Source organism: Streptomyces sp. NPDC020917, from assembly GCF_044333795.1.
Lineage (GTDB): Bacteria > Actinomycetota > Actinomycetes > Streptomycetales > Streptomycetaceae > Actinacidiphila.
The window spans coordinates 1-20,679 of sequence record NZ_JBIRRR010000040.1; the positions used below are offsets into that span (position 1 = coordinate 1).

At 76.0% G+C, this 20,679-nt stretch carries 3 protein-coding genes; all 3 read left to right on the forward strand.

The genetic code is table 11. The features are described from left to right. Positions 1-192: 192 nt before the first annotated feature. Positions 193-11,976 (forward strand): SDR family NAD(P)-dependent oxidoreductase, encoded by an 11,784-nt coding sequence (locus ACH4TG_RS40425; RefSeq protein ID WP_398248229.1) that lies wholly within the window; start codon positions 193-195, stop codon positions 11,974-11,976. A 79-nt stretch (positions 11,977-12,055) separates the two neighbouring features. Then, positions 12,056-18,796: a type I polyketide synthase gene (locus tag ACH4TG_RS40430; protein ID WP_398248231.1), complete on the forward strand. Its 6,741-nt coding sequence runs from the start codon at positions 12,056-12,058 to the stop codon at positions 18,794-18,796. 89 nt (positions 18,797-18,885) lie between these two features. Continuing rightward, positions 18,886-20,679: type I polyketide synthase (locus tag ACH4TG_RS40435; protein WP_398248233.1), on the forward strand; the 1,794-nt coding region annotated here is incomplete at its 3' end.

Consider the following 20,679-nt stretch of genomic DNA (forward strand, 5'->3'; position numbering starts at 1 on the left):
TACCACCAAGCCATCACCCACCTCCACACCCAAGGCACCACCCACTACATCGAAATCGGACCCGACACCACCCTCACCACCCTCAACACCCACACCCTCACCACCCTCACCGACACCTCCCAGCTCAACGCCGACACCGAACCGGCAACCTGCACCGCCACCCTCAGCCGCAAGCACAGCGCCTCCCACACCTTGACCACCGCCCTGCTCAGCGCGGCCACCACCGACTGGGACGCCGTCCTCCCCCCGGCCCCCTACGTCCCGCTCCCCACCTACGCCTTCCAGCACCGGACCTACTGGCCCGCGGCCGGGGCGCCGACGGCATCCGCCGCCGCATCGGCGCCCGTCCGTGCCGACACCGCCGGCTCCCCCTCCCGTGCCGAGGACCGCTGGAACGCGCTGGACCTGGTCCGCACGCACCTGGCGCTCGTGCTCGGGCACGACGCTCCGGGCGGGATCGACGTGCGGGCCACGTTCCGGGACCTGGGCCTGGACTCCATGTCGGCGGTCGAGCTGCGCGACCAGCTGAGCGCCGTGACCGGGCTGCGGCTGCCGACCGCGCTGACGTTCAACCACCCGACTCCGGCCGGCCTGGCCGCCTTCCTCCAGCAGACCTTGGCGGAGTCCGACGGCGCGGAACCGTACGCGGCGGACGCTCCGCGGCTGCCGGCGACGCGGGACCGTGCGGGCGAGGACGGCGGGGACGACGCGATCGCGATCGTGGGCATGGCGTGCCGGTATCCCGGCGGCGTGACGTCGCCGGAGGACCTGTGGCGGCTGGTGGCCGAAGGGCGGGACGCCATCGGCGACTTCCCGGCCGACCGCGGCTGGGACAACGACGCCCTGTACGACCCGGATCCGGCCGCGCACGGCGCATCGTACGTGCGGTCGGGCGGATTCCTGGACGGCGCGGGCGAGTTCGACGCGGCGTTCTTCGGGATCAGCCCGCGGGAGGCCACCGCGATGGACCCGCAGCAGCGGCTGCTGCTGGAGACGGCCTGGGAGGCGCTGGAGCGGGCCGGGATCGACCCGGCCACGCTGCGCGGCACGCCGACCGGCGTGTTCGTCGGCGCCACCGCGCAGGATTACGGCCCGCGGCTGCACGAGGCGCCGGAGGGGCTGGACGGCCATCTGCTGACCGGCACGACGAGCAGTGTCGCCTCCGGCCGGGTGGCGTACACGCTGGGGCTGGAGGGTCCCGCGGTCACCGTGGACACCGCCTGCTCCTCGTCCCTGGTCGCGCTGCACCTGGCCGGGCAGTCGCTGCGGCAGGGAGACTGCACGCTGGCGCTGGCCGGCGGGGTGCTGGTGATGGCCGGCCCGGGGATGTTCGTGGAATTCTCCCGGCAGCGCGGACTCGCGGCGGACGGCCGGTCCAAGGCGTTCGCGGCCGCGGCCGACGGCACGTCATGGGCGGAGGGCGCGGGACTGCTGCTACTGGAGCGGCTGCCGGACGCGCGGCGCAACGGCCACCAGGTGCTCGCGGTGATCCGCGGTTCCGCGATCAACCAGGACGGCGCGAGCAACGGCCTGTCCGCGCCGAGCGGGCTGGCCCAGCAGCGGGTGATCCGCCAGGCGCTGTCGGCGGCCGGTCTCGGGCCGGCGGACGTCGACGCGGTCGAGGCACACGGCACCGGCACAGCCCTGGGCGACCCGATCGAGGCGGAGGCGCTGCTGGCCACCTACGGCCAGGGGCGGCGCGACGGCGGCGAGCCGCTGTGGCTGGGGTCCCTGAAGTCCAACGTCGGGCACGCCCAGGCCGCGGCGGGCGTCGGCGGGGTCATCAAGATGGTGATGGCCCTGCGCCACGGCACGCTCCCGCGCACGCTCCACGTCGACGCGCCGAGCCCGCACGTGGACTGGGAGTCCGGTGCGGTCGAGCTGCTGGAGCGGGAGCGCCCGTGGCCGGAGACCGGCCGGCCGCGGCGCGCCGCGGTGTCGTCCTTCGGCATCAGCGGGACCAACGCGCACGTCGTGCTGGAACAGGCGCCGTTGGCGGTGGGACCGCCATCCGCGGTAGCCGGTGGCGGCGTTGAGGAGCAGAGGCCGGACGCCGGAACCGGCGCTCTCGTGCCGTGGGTGGTGTCCGCGAAGTCCGAAGCGGCGCTGCGCGGCCAGGCGGCGCGGCTGCTGGAGCTGACCGACCGGCGTCCCGAGCTGGTTCCGGGCGAGGTCGGGGCGGCGCTGCTGTCCGGACGGGCGGTGTTCGACCAGCGGGCGGTCGTGGTGGCCGGCGACCGGGCGGGGATCCGGTCCGGTCTCGCGGCTCTCGCCGACGGCGGCACCGCGCCGCACCTGGTGCGCGGCAGCGCCCGTGCCGCCGGCCGTACCGTCTTCGTCTTCCCCGGCCAGGGTTCGCAGTGGGCCGGGATGGCCCGCGGGCTGCTCGCCGCGGAGCCGGTGTTCCGCGCCGGGATCGAGGCGTGCCACCGCGCGATGGCGCCGTTCACCGACTGGTCCCTGCTCGACGTGCTGCACGAGCGGGAGGGTGCCGCCTCGCTCGACCGGGTGGACGTGGTGCAGCCCGCGCTGTTCGCGGTGATGGTGTCGCTGGCCGCGCTGTGGCGCTCCTACGGGGTGCGGCCGGACGCGGTCGTCGGGCACTCGCAGGGCGAGATCGCCGCCGCGTACGTGGCCGGGGCGCTGTCGCTGGACGACGCCGCCAGGATCGTGACGCTGCGCAGCCGGGCGCTGCGGGACATCGCGGGCACCGGCGGCCTGATGGCGGTGCCGCTGCCGGCCGCCGAGGTCGCGCCGCGTCTGGCCGGCTGGGCCGGCCGGCTGGACATCGCCACGGTCAACGGCCCGGCGGCCACGGTCGTGGCCGGGGACCCGGAGGCGCTGGACGAGCTGCTCGCGGAGTTCACCGCGGCGGGCGTCAGAGCGCGCCTGATCCCGGTGGACTACGCCGCGCACTCGCCGCAGGTCGAGACGATCGAGGCGGAACTGCGCGAGGTGCTGCGGGACATCGCGCCGCACACCGCCGGCACCGCCTTCTACTCGACGGTCACCGGCGGCCCGGTCGACACGGCCGGTCTCGACGGTGACTACTGGTACCGGAACCTGCGCAGGACCGTGCAGTTCGAGCAGGCCACCCGGGCGCTGCTGGCGGACGGCTTCCGGCTGTTCGTGGAGTGCAGCCCGCATCCGGTCCTGACGCTGGGCGTGCAGGACACCGCGGACAGCACGGACGCGGCGGGCGAGGCGGTCGCGGTGGGCTCGCTGCGCCGCCAGGAGGGAGAGCTCCGGCGCTTCCAGACCTCGCTCGCCGAGGCGTACGTGCACGGCGCGGACATCCGCTGGCCGTCCCCCGTCGCCACCGGTGGCGGGGATCCGGCCGCCGGGTCCGGCGGACTGCCGGTCACGGCGTGGGACCTGCCCACGTACGCGTTCCAGCGGCAGCACCACTGGCTGACCGCGCCCGCGGCGGCGGGGAGCCCGGACGTGCTGGGGCTCGGCGCGGCCGAACACCCGCTGCTGGGCGCGCGCCTGGACCTCGCCGACGCGGACGACGACCGGCTGGTGTTCACCGGGCGCCTTTCGCTGGCGGCCGAGCCGTGGCTGGCCGACCACGCCGTGGACGGGGTCGTGCTGCTTCCCGGCACGGGCTTCGTGGAGCTGGCACTGCACGCGGCACGGCAGGCCGGCTGCCCGGTTCTGTCCGAACTGACGCTGCACGCACCGCTGTTGCTGTCCCCGTCGGGCACGGTCCGGCTCCAGGTGACGGTCGGCGCGGCGGACGGCGAGGGGCGGCGCGCGGTCGCCGTGCACGCCCGGCCCGGCGACGGGCCGGCGACGGATGCCCCCGCCTCCGGCGGCGCCGGCTGGACCTGCCACGCCGCCGGCGTGGCGGAACCGGCCCCGGCCGGGGAGGAGGCCGGCCCGCGGTGGTCGGGGCCGTGGCCTCCCGCCGCGGCCCGGCCGGTCGACGTGGACGAGCTCTACGGGCAGTTGGGGGACGATCGCTACGAGTACGGTCCGGCGTTCCAGGGGCTGCACGCGGTGTGGCGGGACGGCGACGACGTCTACGGCGAGGTCCGGCTGGGTCCGGGACAGACCGGGGAGGGCTTCGGACTCCACCCGGCGCTGCTGGACGCGGCGTTGCACGCGCTGCAGCCCGCCGGACTGCTCGGCAGGGACGAACACGACCGCATCCGGCTCCCGTTCGCGTGGGAGGGCGTGTCGCTGTGGCGGGCCGGCGGCGATACGGCCCGGCTGCGGTGGTCCGGATCGGACTCCGACAGCCGCGAGTTGACCCTGTTCGACGCGGACGGGACGGCGATCGCCGAGGTGCGTTCGGTGACCACCCGCCCGGCCGCGGCGGAGGTGCTGCGCGGCGCGATGGCCCCGGGCAGCGACGGCCTCTTGCGGCTGGGCTGGAGCGAACTCGCGCTGCCCACCGCGCCGTCGTCGGCCCCCACGGCGCCCGGCGCGCCCGGCGCCGCACCAGGCGGGGGCGAGGTGGTGGTGCTCGGGTCCGGCGCGGCCTCGGTGCCCGAGTGGCGCTCCCGCCTGACCGCGCTCCTGGACGCGGTGCGGAACGGCGAGGCGGCGCCCGCGACCGTCGTCGCCGCCGTGTCCGGCACGGCGGGCCGGGAGTCCGCTGCCGAGGCGGCCCACCGGGTCACCCTGGACACCCTCGCGCTGGTGCAGGAGTGGCTCGTCCATGAGGAGTTGGAGGCCGTTCGCCTGGTCGTGGCCACGCGCGGCGCGGTCGCGGTGCCCGGCGACGGGACAGGACCCGACCCCGCGGCGGCCGCCGCCTGGGGCCTGGTCCGCGTCGCCCAGAACGAGCACCCCGGGCGGTTCGCCCTGCTGGACGTCGGCGCCGACGTCGACCTCGACGCGACCGCTGCCACCGGGACGGACGGCGACGCGCGCACGCGGTCGGCGTTCGCCGCCGCGCTGGCCAGCACCGAACCTCAACTCGCCCTGCGCGACGGCACCTTGCTCATCCCCCGGCTGACCCGGCTGGCCGGTGCCGCCGCCGCGGCCGGCGCCGGTCCGGCCCCCGGTTTCGGCGTGGATCCGGAAGGGACCGTCCTGATCACGGGCGCGTCCGGAACGCTCAGCGGGCTGACCGCCCGCCATCTGGTGACCGAGCAGGGCGCCCGGCACCTGCTGCTGGCCGGACGCCGCGGGCCGGACGCGCCCGGTGCCGCCGCGCTCGCCGCCGAACTCACCGCGCTGGGGGCCGACGTGCGGTTCGCGGCCTGCGACGTCGCGGACCGCGAGGCGGTGGCCCGCCTGCTGGCGACGATCCCCGGCGACCATCCGCTGCGGCTGGTCGTCCACGCGGCCGGCACGCTGGACGACGGCACCGTCGAGGGCCTCACCCCCGAGCAGGTGACGGCGGTGCTGCGGCCGAAGGCCGACGCCGCCTGGCACCTGCACGAGCTGACCGCCGGCCTTCCGCTGACCGGCTTCGTGCTGTTCTCCTCGGTCGTCGGCATCCTCGGCACCGCGGGACAGGCCAACTACGCGGCCGCCAACGCGTTCCTCGACGCGCTGGCGCACCACCGGCAGGCCGCGGGGCTGCCCGCCACGTCGATCGCGTGGGGCCTGTGGGGCGAGGCCACCGGCATGACCGGGCACCTGGACGCGGCCGACCTGGCCCGGCTGTCCCGCGGCGGCATGGTGCCGCTGGGCACCGCCCAGGGACTCGACCTGCTGGACGCCGCGCGGCGCACCGCGCCCGCGGCCGTCGCCGCCGTCCGGCTGGACGGCGGGGCGCTGCGGCGGCAGGCCGAGGCGGGCACGCTGTCGCCGCTGCTGCGGGGGCTGGTCCGCACGCCGGTGCGGCGCGCTCCGGCCGGCGCGCCGGGCGCGTCGTCCGCGGAGAGCCTGGCGGGGCTCCCGGCCAAGGCTCGCGCCCGCGCGGTCGACGCACTGGTGAGCACGCATCTCGCGACGGTGCTCGGGCACGCGGACGCGACCGGGCTCGACGCCGCCCAGTCGTTCAAGGAGCTCGGCATCGACTCGCTGACCGGGGTCGAGCTCCGCAACCGCCTCAACGCGGCCACCGGGCTCCGGTTGCCGTCCACCCTGATCTTCGACCACCCCACGCCGGCCGCGCTGGCCCGCTTCATCACGGGCGAGCTGGGCGGAGACGCCCCATCGGGCCCCGGGTCCGGCCGTGCGCAGCAGGACGGCCCGGCGGACCCGGGCGCGAGCGGCGCCGACGAGCCGATCGCGATCGTCGGGATCGGCTGCCGCTTCCCCGGCGGCGCGGACTCCCCCGAGGAGCTGTGGCGGCTGCTCGCCGAGGGCCGTACCGCGATCGGCGGCTTCCCGGAGGAACGCGGCTGGAACGTCGAGGAGTTGTACGACCCGGACCCCGAGCGGGCCGGCCGGAGCACGACCCGCAGGGGCGGGTTCCTCACGGACGCGCACCATTTCGACGCGGAGTTCTTCGGGATGAGCCCGCGCGAGGCGCTGGCCACCGACCCGCAGCAGCGGCTGCTGCTGGAGACCGCCTGGGAGACCCTGGAACGCGCCGGGCTCGATCCCGCCACGCTGCGCGGCAGCAGGACCGGCGTGTTCGCCGGCGTCATGTACGGCGACTACGGGGGCCGGCTGCGCACCGCGCCCGAGGAGATCGAGGGGTACCTGCGCAACGGCAGCCACGGCAGCGTCGCTTCGGGCCGGGTGTCGTACACCTTCGGGTTCGAGGGCCCGGCGGTCACCGTGGACACGGCGTGCTCGTCGTCGCTGGTGGCGCTGCACCTGGCGGCGCAGTCGCTGCGGTCGGGCGAGTGCGATCTTGCCCTGGCCGGCGGCGTGACGGTGATGGCGACGCCGCAGACGTTCATCGAGTTCAGCCGCCAGCGCGGGGTCTCCCCCGACGGGGTGTGCAAGCCGTTCGCGGCGGGTGCCGACGGCACGGGCTTCTCCGAGGGCGTCGGCCTGCTCCTGGTGGAGCGGCTGTCGGACGCCCGGCGCAACGGCCACCAGGTCCTGGCGCTGGTCCGCGGCTCGGCCGTCAACCAGGACGGCGCGAGCAACGGCCTCACGGCACCCAACGGCCCCTCCCAGCAACGCGTGATCCGCGCCGCCCTCGCCAACGCCCGCCTGGAACCAGGTGACGTGGACGCCGTCGAGGCCCACGGCACCGGCACCAAGCTCGGCGACCCCATCGAGGCCCAGGCCCTCCTCGCCACGTACGGCCAGGACCGGCCCGCCGAACGGCCGTTGTGGCTCGGCTCCATCAAGTCCAACATCGGCCACACCCAAGCCGCCGCCGGCGTCGCCGGCGTCATCAAGATGGTCCAGGCGATCCGGCACGGGGTGCTGCCCAAGTCCCTGCACGTCGACGCGCCCACACCGCACGTCGACTGGGAGACCGGCACGGTCTCCCTCCTCACCGAAGCCGTCGACTGGCCCGAGACCGAGCGGCCGCGCCGCGCCGCCGTGTCCTCCTTCGGCATCAGCGGCACCAATGCGCATGTGGTGCTGGAGCAGGCCGCCGACGAGGAAGCACCGAACGTGCCGGCCGGGTCCGCGGAGGGGGCGGAGGACACCCCGCCCGTGGCCGGGGTGGTCCTGCCGTGGGTGCTGTCGGCGACGAGCGAACCGGCCCTGCGCGCACAGGCGTTGCGGCTGCACGCGCACCTGGCCGGGCGCCCGGAACTCGACCCCGCGCGGATCGCCGGGGCGCTGGCCACCTCGCGGGCGCACCTCGACCGCAGAGCCGCGGTCGTCGCGGCCGACGGCGCCGGCCGCATGGAGGCACTGCGGGCGCTGGCCCACGGCGGGTCCGCGGACGCGCTGGTGCACGACGCGCACGCCCCCTCCCCGGGCCGCACCGTCTTCGTCTTCCCCGGCCAGGGCAGCCAGTGGATGGGCATGGCGGACGAACTCCTGGACACCTCACCGGTGTTCGCGCGGGAGATGGCGGCGTGCGCCCGGCATCTGGACCCGCTCACCGGCTGGTCGCTGATCGACGTGCTGCGCGGCGCGCCGGACGCGCCGCCGATGGAGCGGGTGGACGTCGTCCAGCCCGTGCTGTTCGCCGTGATGGTGTCGCTGGCCGCGCTGTGGCGCTCCTACGGGGTGCGTCCCGACGCCGTCGTGGGCCACTCGCAGGGGGAGATCGCCGCCGCGTGCGTGGCGGGCGCGCTGTCGTTGCCGGACGCGGCCGCCGTGGTGGCGCTGCGCAGCCGGACGATCACGGTCCTGGGCGGCACCGGCACGATGGCCTCGGTGCCGCTGCCCGCCGACCGCGTCACCGACGACCTGGCCCCGTACGGCGGGACGGTCACGGTCGGCGCGATCAACGGCCCCGCGACGACCGTCATCGCCGGCGACGTGGAGGCCGTCGGCCGGATCGTCGCCGCCTACCAGGAGCAGGGCGTGCGCGCCCGGGCGATCCCCGTCGACTACGCCTCGCACTCGCCGCACGTCGCGCCGGTCGAGGACGAGTTGACGGAGGTGCTGGCCGGGATCCGCGGGCGGGTGTCGGACGTGCCGTTCTACTCGACGGTGACCGGCGGCCCGCTGGACACGACGACGATGGACGCCGGCTACTGGTACCGGAACCTGCGGATGCCGGTCAGGTTCGAGGAGGCCGCGTCACGGCTGCTGGCCGACGGGCACCGGCTGTTCGTGGAGGTCAGCCCGCACCCGGTGCTGGCCTTCGGGCTCCAGGAGACCATCGAGGCGGCCGGGGCGGAGGCGGCCGTGGTGGGGACGCTGCGCCGCGGCGAGGGCGGCGCGGACCGGATCGCCGCCTCGCTCGCCCTCGCCTACACACGCGGCGCGCCGGTGGACTGGTCGCGTGCCGTCCCGCGCGGGTGGACCGCGCGCCCGGCGGACCTGGACCTGCCGACGTACGCCTTCCAGCGGCAGCCGTACTGGCTGGAGGCGGCCGTCGCCGGCTCGGACGTGCGCTCCGCCGGACTGAGCCCGGCCGGGCACCCGTTGCTCGGCGCGGTCACCGAACTCCCGAACGGCGGGCACCTGTTCACCGGGCGGCTGAGCCTGGCCGACCAGCCGTGGACGGCCGACCACGCGGTGCTGGACACCGTCCTGCTGCCCGGTGCCGCCTTCGTGGAGCTGGCCCGGCACGTCGCGGCCCACGTCGGCGCGGGCCCGGTCGAGGAGTTGACCCTGCACGCGCCGCTGGTCCTGCCCGAGCACGGCGCGCTGCGCCTCCAGGTCGTGGCGGGCGCTCCCGGCGAGGACGGCCGCAGCTCCCTGGTGATCCGCTCCGGCACCGCGGCCGGTGCCGGCAGCGGCACGGACTGGACCGAGCACGTCACCGGCGTGCTCGCCGCGCCGGAGCCCGAGGCCACCGGCGCGCCGCACGGCGCCGCGCCCGGGCCGTGGCCGCCGCAGGGCGCGGAGCCGGTGGACATCGAGGACCTGTACGTGCGCCTGGCCGACGCCGGCATCGGCTACGGCCCGGCCTTCCAGGGCCTGCGGGCCGTCTGGCGCAAGGGTGAGGACCTGTACGTGGAGGCCGAACTGCCCCAGGCGGGCGCCGGATCGGGCCCGGGTGCGGTGTCCGGTGCCGGATCGGTTGCCGGATCCGGTGCCAACGACGGCGCGGGCACCGGTGCGGGCATCGGCGGCGGTGCCGGATCCGGCGGGTACGGCATCCACCCGGCGCTGCTGGACGCCGCGCTGCAGGCGGTGTTCCTCCGCCCGGACGCGCTGCCCGCGGCGGACGGCGGCGAGCAGCGCGTCCCGCTCCCCTTCGCCTTCTCGGGCGTGTCCTTCACCGCGGACGCGGGCCGCGCGGTCCGGGTCCGGATGTCCCCGGCGGGCGCGGGAGCGGTGTCCCTGGAGCTCGCCGACGGCTCCGGCCGGCCGGTCGCCTCCGTCGCGTCGCTCGCGATCCGGCCGATCGGCGCCGGGCAGCTGCGGCGCGCCGCGGGCACCCGTGAGCCGGTCCTCGGCGTCGACTGGATCCCGGTCACCGCCGACGCCGCTGCCGGAGCCCCGCGCTGGGCACTGCTCGGCGACGCGCAGGCCGCCGTCGGCGGCGCCGCCGACGCGGTGCGCTACCCCGACCTGCGCGCCCTGCTGGCCGCGGTCGAGGCGGGCGCACCGGCGCCGGACCTCGTATGCGCCCCGGTGCACGGCGCGCGTACGGCGGCGGGCGGCGCAGCCGCGCCGGGCGACCGCGCGGATGCTCCCGGCGGGTCGCCCGCGGAGGCCGCGCGCGCCGTGGCCGGCGACGCGCTCGCCCTGGTGCAGGAGTGGCTGGCGGACGAGCGCTGCCCGGACGCGACGCTGGTACTGGCGACCCGGGGCGCCGTGGCCACGGCGCCCGACGCGGACGTGCCGGACCTGGCCGCGGCCACGGTCTGGGGGCTCGTCAGGGTCGCCCAGACCGAGCACCCCGGCCGGTTCGCCCTCCTCGACCTCGACCCGCATGCCGCCGAGGGCCGCTTCCACGTCCCGACTGCCGTGACAGCGGCGGCACTTGCCGCTGGAGAACCGCAACTCGCCGTGCGTAACGGCGCGCTGCTGGCTCCACGGGTCACCCGGGACGGATCGGCGGGCGCCCCGGGCGACGGCGCGGTCCCCGAACTCGACCCCGACGGAACGGTGTTGATCACCGGCGGAACGGGCACGATCGGCGCCGCGCTGGCCCGGCACCTGGTGGCCTCGTACGGGGTGCGGCGGCTGCTGATCGCCGGGCGGCGCGGGCCCGACGCACCGGGCGCGGCGGACCTCGCCGCCGAACTGGGCGCGTCGGGCGCCGAGGTGACGCTCGTGGCCTGCGACGTCGCCGACCGCGAGGCGCTCGCGGCGCTGCTGGCCTCGGTGCCTGCGGAGCATCCGCTGACCGCGGTGGTGCACGCGGCCGTCGCGCTGGACGACGCGACGATCGGGTCGCTGACGCCGAAGCGCCTGGACGCGGTGTTCGGTCCGAAGGTCGACGCCGCGTGGCATCTGCACGAGCTGACCCGCGACGCGCCACCGGCGGCGTTCGTGCTGTTCTCGTCGGTGGCGGGCCTGGTCGGCAACGCGGGACAGGGCAACTACGCGGCCGCCAACACCTTCCTGGACGCCCTGGCCCACCACCGGCGGGCGCTCGGGCTGCCCGGCACGTCGCTGGCGTGGGGGCTGTGGGAGCAGACCGGCGGAGCGATGGACGCGGCCGACCGGGCCCGGCTCAACCGCTACGGCATCACGGCCGTCGGCGTCGCGGACGGTCTGGCGCTGTTCGACGCCGCGCTGGCCTGCGGCCGGCCGCTCGCCGTCCCGGCCAGGCTCGACGCCGCGGCTCTGCGGGCGCAGGCCGGCGACGGGCTGCTGCCACCGCTGCTGCGGGACCTGCTGCGCACTCCCGGGCGGCGTGCCGGCGCGGTCGACGGGAGCGGCGCCGTGGACGGCGCGGCGGCGCTGCGCGCGCAGTTGCGGCCGCTCGGCGAGGCCGACCGGCACCGGCTGCTGGTGAAGATGGTGCGCGGCCTGGTCGCGACCGTCCTCGGCCACGGCTCGCCGGAGAACGTGCCGGTGGACCGCGGCTTCCTCGACATGGGCTTCGACTCGCTGACCGCGGTCGAGCTGCGCAACCGGGTCAACGCGGCCAGCGGGCTGCGGCTGGCGACGACCGCGGTCTTCGACTATCCGACGGCGGCGGGCCTCGCGGTGCACCTGCGCGAGCAGTTGACCGCCGAGGACTCCGACGGCGCGTCCGGCACCGCACCCGCCGGCGGACCGGGGGGTGCCGGCGCGCCCGACGCGTCCGGCCTGCCGGACCTGTCCGGCCTCGACCGGCTGGAGTCGGCCATCGCCGGCTACTCCGCGGACGCGAGAACGCGGCTGTCGCTGCGGCTCCAGGACCTGCTCCTGACGCTGTCCGAGGCGGAGGCCGCCGCTCTCGGCGACGTTCCCCGGTTCGGCGCGGGGGCCGGCGTGGGGCCGGACGCGGTCGGCCCCGGATCCGGCGACGGCGGGATCGACTTCGCCACCGACGACGACGTCTTCGACTTCATCGACAACGAACTGGGCATCGCATGAGCCCCCGCACGGTCCCCACGGCCGTGGCGCCCGGCGCGCGGCCGGGTCCCGAGTCCCCGCAGGCGAGAGGTGAGGAACGGTGAGCGACACCGTGAAGGAGCAGCGTCAGATGTCGAACGAGGACCGGCTGCGCGACTATCTCAAACGCGTGACGGCGGAGTTGCACCAGACGCGGCAGCGCCTGGCGGCGGCCGAGTCGGACGTGCAGGAGCCGATCGCGGTGGTGTCGATGGCCTGCCGCTACCCCGGCGGCGTCACCACACCCGAAGAACTCTGGCACCTGCTCACCGAAGGCCGCGACGCCATCGGCGACTTCCCCACCACCCGCGGCTGGAACCTCGACCACCTCTTCGACCCCGACCCCGAAACCACCGGCACCAGCTACGCCGACCAAGGCGGCTTCCTCCACGACGCCGACACCTTCGACCCCGAATTCTTCGGCATCAGCCCCCGCGAAGCCCTCGCCATCGACCCCCAGCAACGCCTCCTCCTCGAAACCGCCTGGGAAACCCTCGAACGCGCCGGACTCGACCCCACCACCCTGCGGTCCACGCCCACCGGTGTCTTCACCGGCATCATGTACAGCGACTACGGTGCGCGCCTGGTCCACCGCACGCCCGAGGAGTTCGAGGCGTACCTCGGCACCGGCAGCGCGCACAGCGTGGCCTCGGGCCGCCTGTCGTACACGTTCGGCTTCGAGGGCCCGGCGGTCAGCGTCGACACCGCCTGCTCGTCGTCGCTGGTCGCCGTGCACCTCGCCACCCAGGCCCTGCGCTCCGGCGAGTGCACGCTCGCCCTGGCCGGAGGCGTCACGCTGATGGCGACGCCGACGACGTTCGTGGAGTTCAGCCGCCAGCAGGGGTTGGCGTCCGACAGCCGGGTGAAGGCGTTCGCGGCCACGGCCAACGGAACGGCCCTGTCCGAGGGTGCGGGCCTGCTGCTGCTGGAGAAGCTGTCGGACGCCCGGCGCAACGGCCACCAGGTGCTCGCGGTGATCCGCGGTTCCGCGGTCAACCAGGACGGTGCCAGCAGCCAGCTCAGCGCCCCCAACGGCCCCTCCCAGCAACGCGTCATCCGCCAGGCGCTGGCGAACGCAGGTCTGGAACCGGGTGACGTCGACGCCGTCGAGGCACACGGTACGGGGACCAAGCTCGGCGACCCCATCGAGGCGCAGGCGCTGCTGTCGACCTATGGCAAGGGCCGGCCCGCCGACCAGCCGTTGTGGCTCGGCTCCATCAAGTCCAACATCGGCCACACCCAGGCCGCCGCCGGCGTCGCGGGAATCATCAAGATGATCCAGGCCATGCACCACGGCGTCCTGCCCCGAACCCTCCACGTCAACGAGCCCACACCACACGTCGACTGGGACGCCGGCGCCGTCTCCCTCCTCACCCAAGCCATCGACTGGCCCGACACCGGACACCCCCGCCGCGCAGCCGTCTCCTCCTTCGGCATCAGCGGCACCAACGCCCACCTCATCCTCGAAGCCCCACCCACCCCCGACCCCACCCCCGAAAGCAACAGCACCCCCAACACCGACACCGACAGCACCCCCACCCCCCTCCCCCACGTCCTCTCCGCCAAGACCGAGGACGCCCTGCACGCCCAGGCCCGGCGGCTCGCCGCGCACGTCACCGCGCACCCCGAGGCGGCACCGGCCGACCTGGCCCGCTCGCTCGCCACCACCCGGACGCACTTCGTCCGGCGCGCGGCGGTCGTCGCCGCGGACCGGGACGAACTGCTCGCCGGACTGGGCGCGTTGGCCGAAGGCGAGACGACGGCGACCGCGCTGCGGGCCGACGCCGTCGAGGGGCGGCTGGTGTTCGTGTTCCCCGGGCAGGGCTCGCAGTGGCCCGGGATGGCGGACGAACTCCTCACGTCCTCCCCGGCGTTCGCCGAGGCGGCGCAGGCGTGCGACGCGGCGCTGCGGCCGTTCCTGGACTGGTCGGTGCTGGACGTGCTGCGCGGCGGGCCGGACGCGCCACCGCTGGACCGGGTGGACGTGGTGCAACCGGCGCTGTTCACGATGATGGTCGCGATCGCCGCCGCCTGGCAGGCGGCGGGCGTGGAGCCGGCCGCGGTGGTCGGGCACTCGCAGGGCGAGATCGCCGCCGCGTACGTCGCGGGCGCGCTCAGCCTGGAGGACGCGGCGCGGATCGTGGCGCTGCGCAGCCAGGCGTGGCTGAAGCTGGCCGGGCGCGGCGCGATGGCGGCGGTGTCGCTGGGCGCCGCCGAGGTACGGCCGCGGCTGGAGCGCTGGGGCGACCTGCTGTCGGTCGCCGCGGTGAACAGCCCCGGCACGGCCACGGTCGGCGGCGAGCCCGCCGCGCTACGGGAGTTCGTGGACGAGCTGAAGCAGGAGGGCGTCCAGGCCCGGCTGATCCCGGGCATCGACACCGCCGGCCACACCGCCCAGGTGGACGTCTTCCACGACCATCTGCTGGAGGTCCTGGCCCCGGTGGCGCCGCGCACGGCGGCCGTGCCGTTCTACTCCACGGTGACCGGCGGCCTGTTCGACACCGCGGGCCTGGATGCCACCTACTGGTACCGGAACATGCGCGAGCCGGTGGAGTTCGAGGCGGCCACGCGCGCGCTGATCGCCGACGGGCACGCGGTGTTCCTGGAGACCGGGCCGCACCCGATGCTGGCGACGTCGCTGCAGGAGACCGCGGCGGACGCGGGCGGGGCGTTCGGCGTCCTGCACACACTGCGCCGCGAACACGGCGGCCGCGCCCGGATGGCGGCGTCGCTGGCCGATCTGCACCTGCACGGCGTCCCCCTGGACTGGCGGGCGCTGATCGGCGAGGGCCGCACGGTGGCCCTGCCGACGTACGGCTTCCAGGCCCAGCGGTTGTGGCTGGACGCGCCGGCCGCCGCGGACGCGGGCGCGGCGGGGCTGGCGCCGGCCGGCCATCCGCTGCTCGGCGGGATCGTCGAACTCCCCGACGGCCAGGGGTACGTGTTCACCGGCAGTCTGTCGCTCCAGTCGTATCCGTGGCTGGCGGGGCACGCCGTGCTGGAGCAGGTGCTGCTGCCGGGGACCGCGTTCGTGGACGTCCTGCTGCACGCGGGCGCGCACGCAGGGTGCGGGCGCATCGGCGAACTCACCTTGCAGGCACCGCTGATCCTGCCCCCGCAGGGGTCGGTGCAGGTGCAGGTGACGGTCGGTGCGGCGGACGGCGACGGACGGCGCGGCTGCACCGTCCACTCGCGGTCCGCGGACGCGGAGCCGGGCACGCCGTGGCTGGCGCACGCCTCGGCCGTGCTGGAGCCCGAACAGGCCGGTGACGCCTTCGACTTGGCGGCCTGGCCGCCGCCGGGCGCGACACCGCTGCCGCACGAGGACCTGTACGACCGGCTGGCGGGCATCGGCATGGCGTACGCGGCGCCGTTCCGCGGGCTGCGGGCGGCGTGGCGGGACGCGCAGGCGGTGTACGCCGAGGTGGTCCTGGACGAGCCCGCGGATGCGGCGGGTTACGGCGTGCACCCGGCGCTGCTGGACGCGGCGCTGCACTCGATCGGCCTGGACGCGGACGGCGGCGACGGCGGATACGTCGCCGGCGGCGTGCAGTTGCCGTTCGTGTGGAACGACGTCGTCCTGCACGCGACCGGCTCGTCGCGGCTGCGGGTGCGGTTGACCCGCACCGGCCAGGACACGGTGGCGCTCGCCGTGGCGGACACGACGGGCAGGCCGGTGGCGACGATCGGGTCGCTGACCACGCGCCCGCTGAGCACCGACCTGCTGTCCATGGCGCGCACCGAGCACCAGAGCGCGCTGTTCCACCTCGACTGGACACCGGTGACCGCACCCGCAGCCGCCAGGACCGCGGCTCCGGAGGGCCCGGTGGCCGTCCTCGGCGACCTCGCCGCGTCCGCGGGAGCGGCCGGCCCGCCTGCGGACGGAGCGCCGGACGGCGCCACGGGCAGCGCACCGGGCGAGGCCGCGCTCGCAGACCGGCCGGGGCCCTTCGCGGCGGCGGTCGCCGCCGTGGACCCGGCACCTGCCGCCTACCCGGACCTGGCCGCGCTGGCCGCGGCCGTCGAGGCCGGCGCGCCGGTTCCCCGTACCGTGCTCGTCGCCGCGCCTTCCGGTCACCCGCGGACCGCGGCGCCCGGCTCCGGTGCCGTCCCCGGGTCCCGTTCCCGCAGCGAGCCGACGCGTGCGACCCGCGCCGCCCTGGACGCGACGCTCGCCCTCGTCCAGCAGTGGCTGGCCGACGACCGGTTCGCCGTCAGCCGCCTCGCCGTGCTCACCGGCCGGGCGGTCGCGGTGACCGACCAGGAACAGGACCGGGACCTGGCGCAGGCCGCGGTGTGGGGTCTGGTGCGTACCGCGCAGTCGGAGAACCCGGACCGGCTGGTGCTGCTCGACCTCGACGACCGGCCGGCGTCCGCCGCCGCGGTGCCCGCCGTGCTCGCCGGGGAGGAGCCGCAGACCGCGGTGCGCGACGGCGTCCCGTACGCGCCGCGGCTGTCCCGCCCCCGGCCCGGGCAGGCGCTCGTGCTGCCGCAGGACCCCGGCTGGCGGCTCGACGTGGCGGAGCCGGGCAGCCCCGAGTCGCTGTCCCCCGTGGACAACCCGGCGGCGCGACGGCCGCTGGCGCCCGGGGAGATACGGATCTCGGTGCGCGCCGCCGGCCTGAACTTCCGCGACGCCCTGGTCGCGCTGGGCATGGTCCCGGGCCAGGACGTGATGGGCAGCGAGGCCGCGGGCGTCGTCGTGGAGACCGCCCCGGACGTCACCGGTGTCGCCGTCGGCGACCGCGTGACGGGGCTGTTCGCGGGCGCCCTGGCCCCGCTGGCGGTCGCCGACCACCGGATGGTCGTCCCGGTCCCCGCCGGCTGGGACTGGCCGCAGGCCGCCGCCGCGCCGGTGGCCTTCCTCACCGCGTACTACGGCCTCAAGCACCTGGCGGAGGTGCGGCCCGGGCAGCGGGTGCTGGTGCACACCGCGACCGGCGGCGTGGGCATGGCCGCGGTGCAACTCGCCCGGCACCTGGGCGCGGAGGTCTTCACTACGGCGAGCACCGCCAAGCATCCGGTGCTGCGCGCCGACGGTTTCGACGACGCGCACATCGCCGACTCCCGGACGCTGGACTTCGCCGACGCGATCCTCGCGGCGACCGGCGGCGAGGGCGTGGACGTGGTGCTCAACTCCCTCGCGCACGAGTTCGTGGACGCCTCGCTGCGGTTGCTGCCGCGCGGCGGCGACTTCCTGGAGATGGGCAAGACCGACCGGCGCGACCCGGAGGAGGTGGCGGCCGCCCACCCGGGCGTGCGCTACCGGACGTTCAACCTGGACTCCGACGGACCCGAGTCGGTGCAGGTCATGCTGGCCGAGCTGGCGGAGCTGTTCGCGAGCGGCGCGCTGCGCCCGCTGCCCTGCACCGCTTGGGACGTGCGGACGGCCCCCGAGGCGGTCCGCTTCCTCAGCCAGGCCCGGCACACCGGCAAGCTCGCGCTCACCTTCCCGCACCCGCTGGACCCCGACGGCACCGCGCTGATCACCGGCGGCACCGGCACGCTGGGCGGCCTGACGGCCCGGCACCTCGTCACCGAACACGGCATCCGGCACCTCATCCTGACGAGCCGTCAGGGTGCTGCCGCGGAGGGCGCGCGGGAACTGCGCGACGAACTGGCCGCGCTGGGCGCCGAGGTGACGCTGGCCGCCTGCGACGCGGCCGACCGCGAGGCGCTGGCCGCGCTGCTCGCCACCGTGCCCGCGGCGCATCCGCTGACCGCGGTGGTGCACGCGGCCGCCGTGCTCGACGACGCGATCGTGCCGGCACTGACCCCGCAGCGGGTGGACACCGTGCTGCGGCCGAAGATCGACGCGGCGTGGAACCTGCACGAGCTGACCGCCGACCTCGACCTGGCGGCGTTCGTGCTGTTCTCCTCCGCGGCCGGGGTGCTCGGCAACGCCGGCCAGGCCGGTTACGCCGCCGCCAACACCTTCCTCGACGCGCTCGCCCAGCACCGCAGGACGCGGGGACTGCCCGCCACGTCGCTGGCCTGGGGCCTGTGGGAGCAGACCAGCAAACTCACCGCGCAACTCCAGGACGCGGACCGGGCCAGGCTCAGCCGGGCCAGCATCACGGCGCTGCCCACCGAGCAGGCCCTGGCGCTGCTCGACGCGGCACTGGAGTCGCCCCAGCCGCTCGCCGTCCCGGTGCGGTTCGATCTCGGGGTGCTGCGCTCGCTGGCCGCGGCCGGCACGCTGCCGCCGATCCTGCGGGGGCTGGTCCGCGATCCGGGACGTCGCGCCGCCGGTCCCGAGGCGGCCCGGAACGCGCCCGCGGAGGGCTGGCCGCAGCGGCTCGCCGCGAGCACGCCGGGCCGGCAGCTGGAGCTGCTGGTCGAGCTGGTGCGGACGCACGCGGCGACCGTGCTCGGCCACGCCGACCCGAGCGCAATCCAGGAGGGCCGCGCCTTCAAGGAGGTGGGCTTCGACTCGCTGACCGCCGTCGAACTGCGCAACCGGCTGGGCCGCGCGGTGGGTGTGCGGCTGCCCGCGACAGTCGTCTTCGACAACCCCACGCCGCTGGCGCTCGCCGGACACCTGCGGTCCGAACTCGCCCCCGCCGGCGCCGCGGCGCACCAGCCGGTGCTGGACGACCTGGACCGGCTGGAGCAACTCGCCATGTCCACCGTGCAGGACCAGGACGTGCGGGCGCAGATCTCCGCCCGGCTGCGGGACTTCCTCTTCCGCCTCAACGAGGTGGACGTCCCCGCCGGCACCGCGCCCGAGGAGGACGTCACCGGCCGTATCGACGCCGCCAGCGACGACGAGATCTTCGCCTTCATCGAGAACGAGCTGTGACCGCGACGGCGCGGGGCCGGCGCCCGCCCCAGCAGCCGCGGCGCACGCCCCCGACCGTACGGACCGGGAACCCAAGGAGCTGACGCCGTATGGCGAACGAGGACACCCTCCGCGCGTACCTCAAGCGGGTGACCGCGGACCTGCACGTTGCGCGCAAGCAGTTGCAGGAGAACGACGCGAGGCGGCAGGAGCCGATCGCGATCGTCGGCATGGCCTGCCGCTACCCCGGTGACGTGCGGTCGCCCGACGCGCTGTGGGACCTCATCGCCGAGGGCCGCGACGTCGTCGGCGACTTCCCGGCGAACCGCGGCTGGGACGTCGACGGCCTCTACGACCCGGACCCCGACGCGCACGGCACGACCTACGTGCGGGCCGGCGGATTCCTCTACGACGCGGACGCGTTCGACGCCGCGTTCTTCGGCATCAGCCCGCGCGAGGCGCAGGCCATGGACCCGCAGCAGCGGCTGCTGCTGGAGACCGCCTGGGAGGTGTGCGAGCACGCCGGCATCGACCCGGAGTCGCTGCGCGGCAGCCGCACGGGCGTCTTCGCCGGAATCGCCAGCCAGGACTACGCGTCGCTGCGGCACGCCGCGGGCACCGGCGCGGACGGCCACCTGCTGACCGGCATCGCGACCAGCGTCGCCTCCGGCCGGATCGCCTACGCGCTGGGCCTGGAGGGCCCGGCGGTCACCGTGGACACGGCGTGCTCGTCGTCGCTCGTGGCCCTGCACCTCGCCGCGCAGGCGCTGCGCTCGGGCGAGTGCACACTCGCGCTGGCCGGCGGTGCGACGGTGATGCCCAGCCCCGGCATCTTCACCGAGTTCAGCCGCCAGCGCGGGCTCGCCCGCGACGGCCGCTGCAAGCCCTTCGCCGCGGCAGCCGACGGCACCGGCTGGGGCGAGGGCGCGGGCCTGCTCCTGCTGGAGAAGCTGTCGGACGCGCAGCGCCTCGGCCACCGCGTCCTGGCAGTGGTACGCGGCAGCGCGCTCAACCAGGACGGCGCCAGCAACGGCCTCACCGCCCCGAGTGGCCCGGCCCAGCAGCGCGTCATCCGCGAGGCCCTGGTCAACGCCCGTCTCACCGCCGACCAGGTCGACGCCGTCGAGGCGCACGGCACCGGGACCCGTCTCGGCGACCCGATCGAGGCGCAGGCGCTGCTCGCCACGTACGGCCAGGACCGGCCCGAGGACCGGCCGTTGTGGCTCGGCTCGGTGAAGTCGAACATGGGTCACACGCAGGCAGCGGCGGGCGTCGCGGGCGTGATCAAGATGGTGCAGGCGATGCACCACGGCGTGCTGCCGCGCACCCTGCACGTGGACGCCCCGAGCCCGCACGTGGACTGGGAGACCGGCGCCGTCTCCCTCCTCACCGAGCCCGTGCCCTGGCCCGAGACGGGACGACCCCGCCGCGCCGCCGTCTCCTCGTTCGGCATCAGCGGCACCAACGCGCATGTGGTGCTGGAGGCCGCGCCGGAAGCGGAGAGCGACGCGGAGCCGGCGGTCGCTGCTGCCGCCCCCGACGGTGGCGGGTTGGTGCCGTGGGTGCTGTCCGGGCGGACGCCCGAGGCTCTGCGCGGGCAGGCCGCTCGCCTGCGAGACCACCTGGAGGCGCACCCCGAGCTGGACGTCGCCGCTGTCGCACGGGCCCTGGCCACGACCCGCACGCACTTCGAGCACCGCGCGGCGGTCACCGGCGGTGAACCCGCCTCACGACTCGAAGCACTGACCGCACTGGCGGAAGGCCGCTCGCACGGTGACGTCGTCCAGGGGCGAGCAACGAGCGGGAAGATCGCGTTCTGCTACACCGGGCAAGGCTCGCAATACCCCGGCATGGGACACGAGTTGTACACCACCTCACCCGTGTTCGCAGCAGCCTTCGACCAA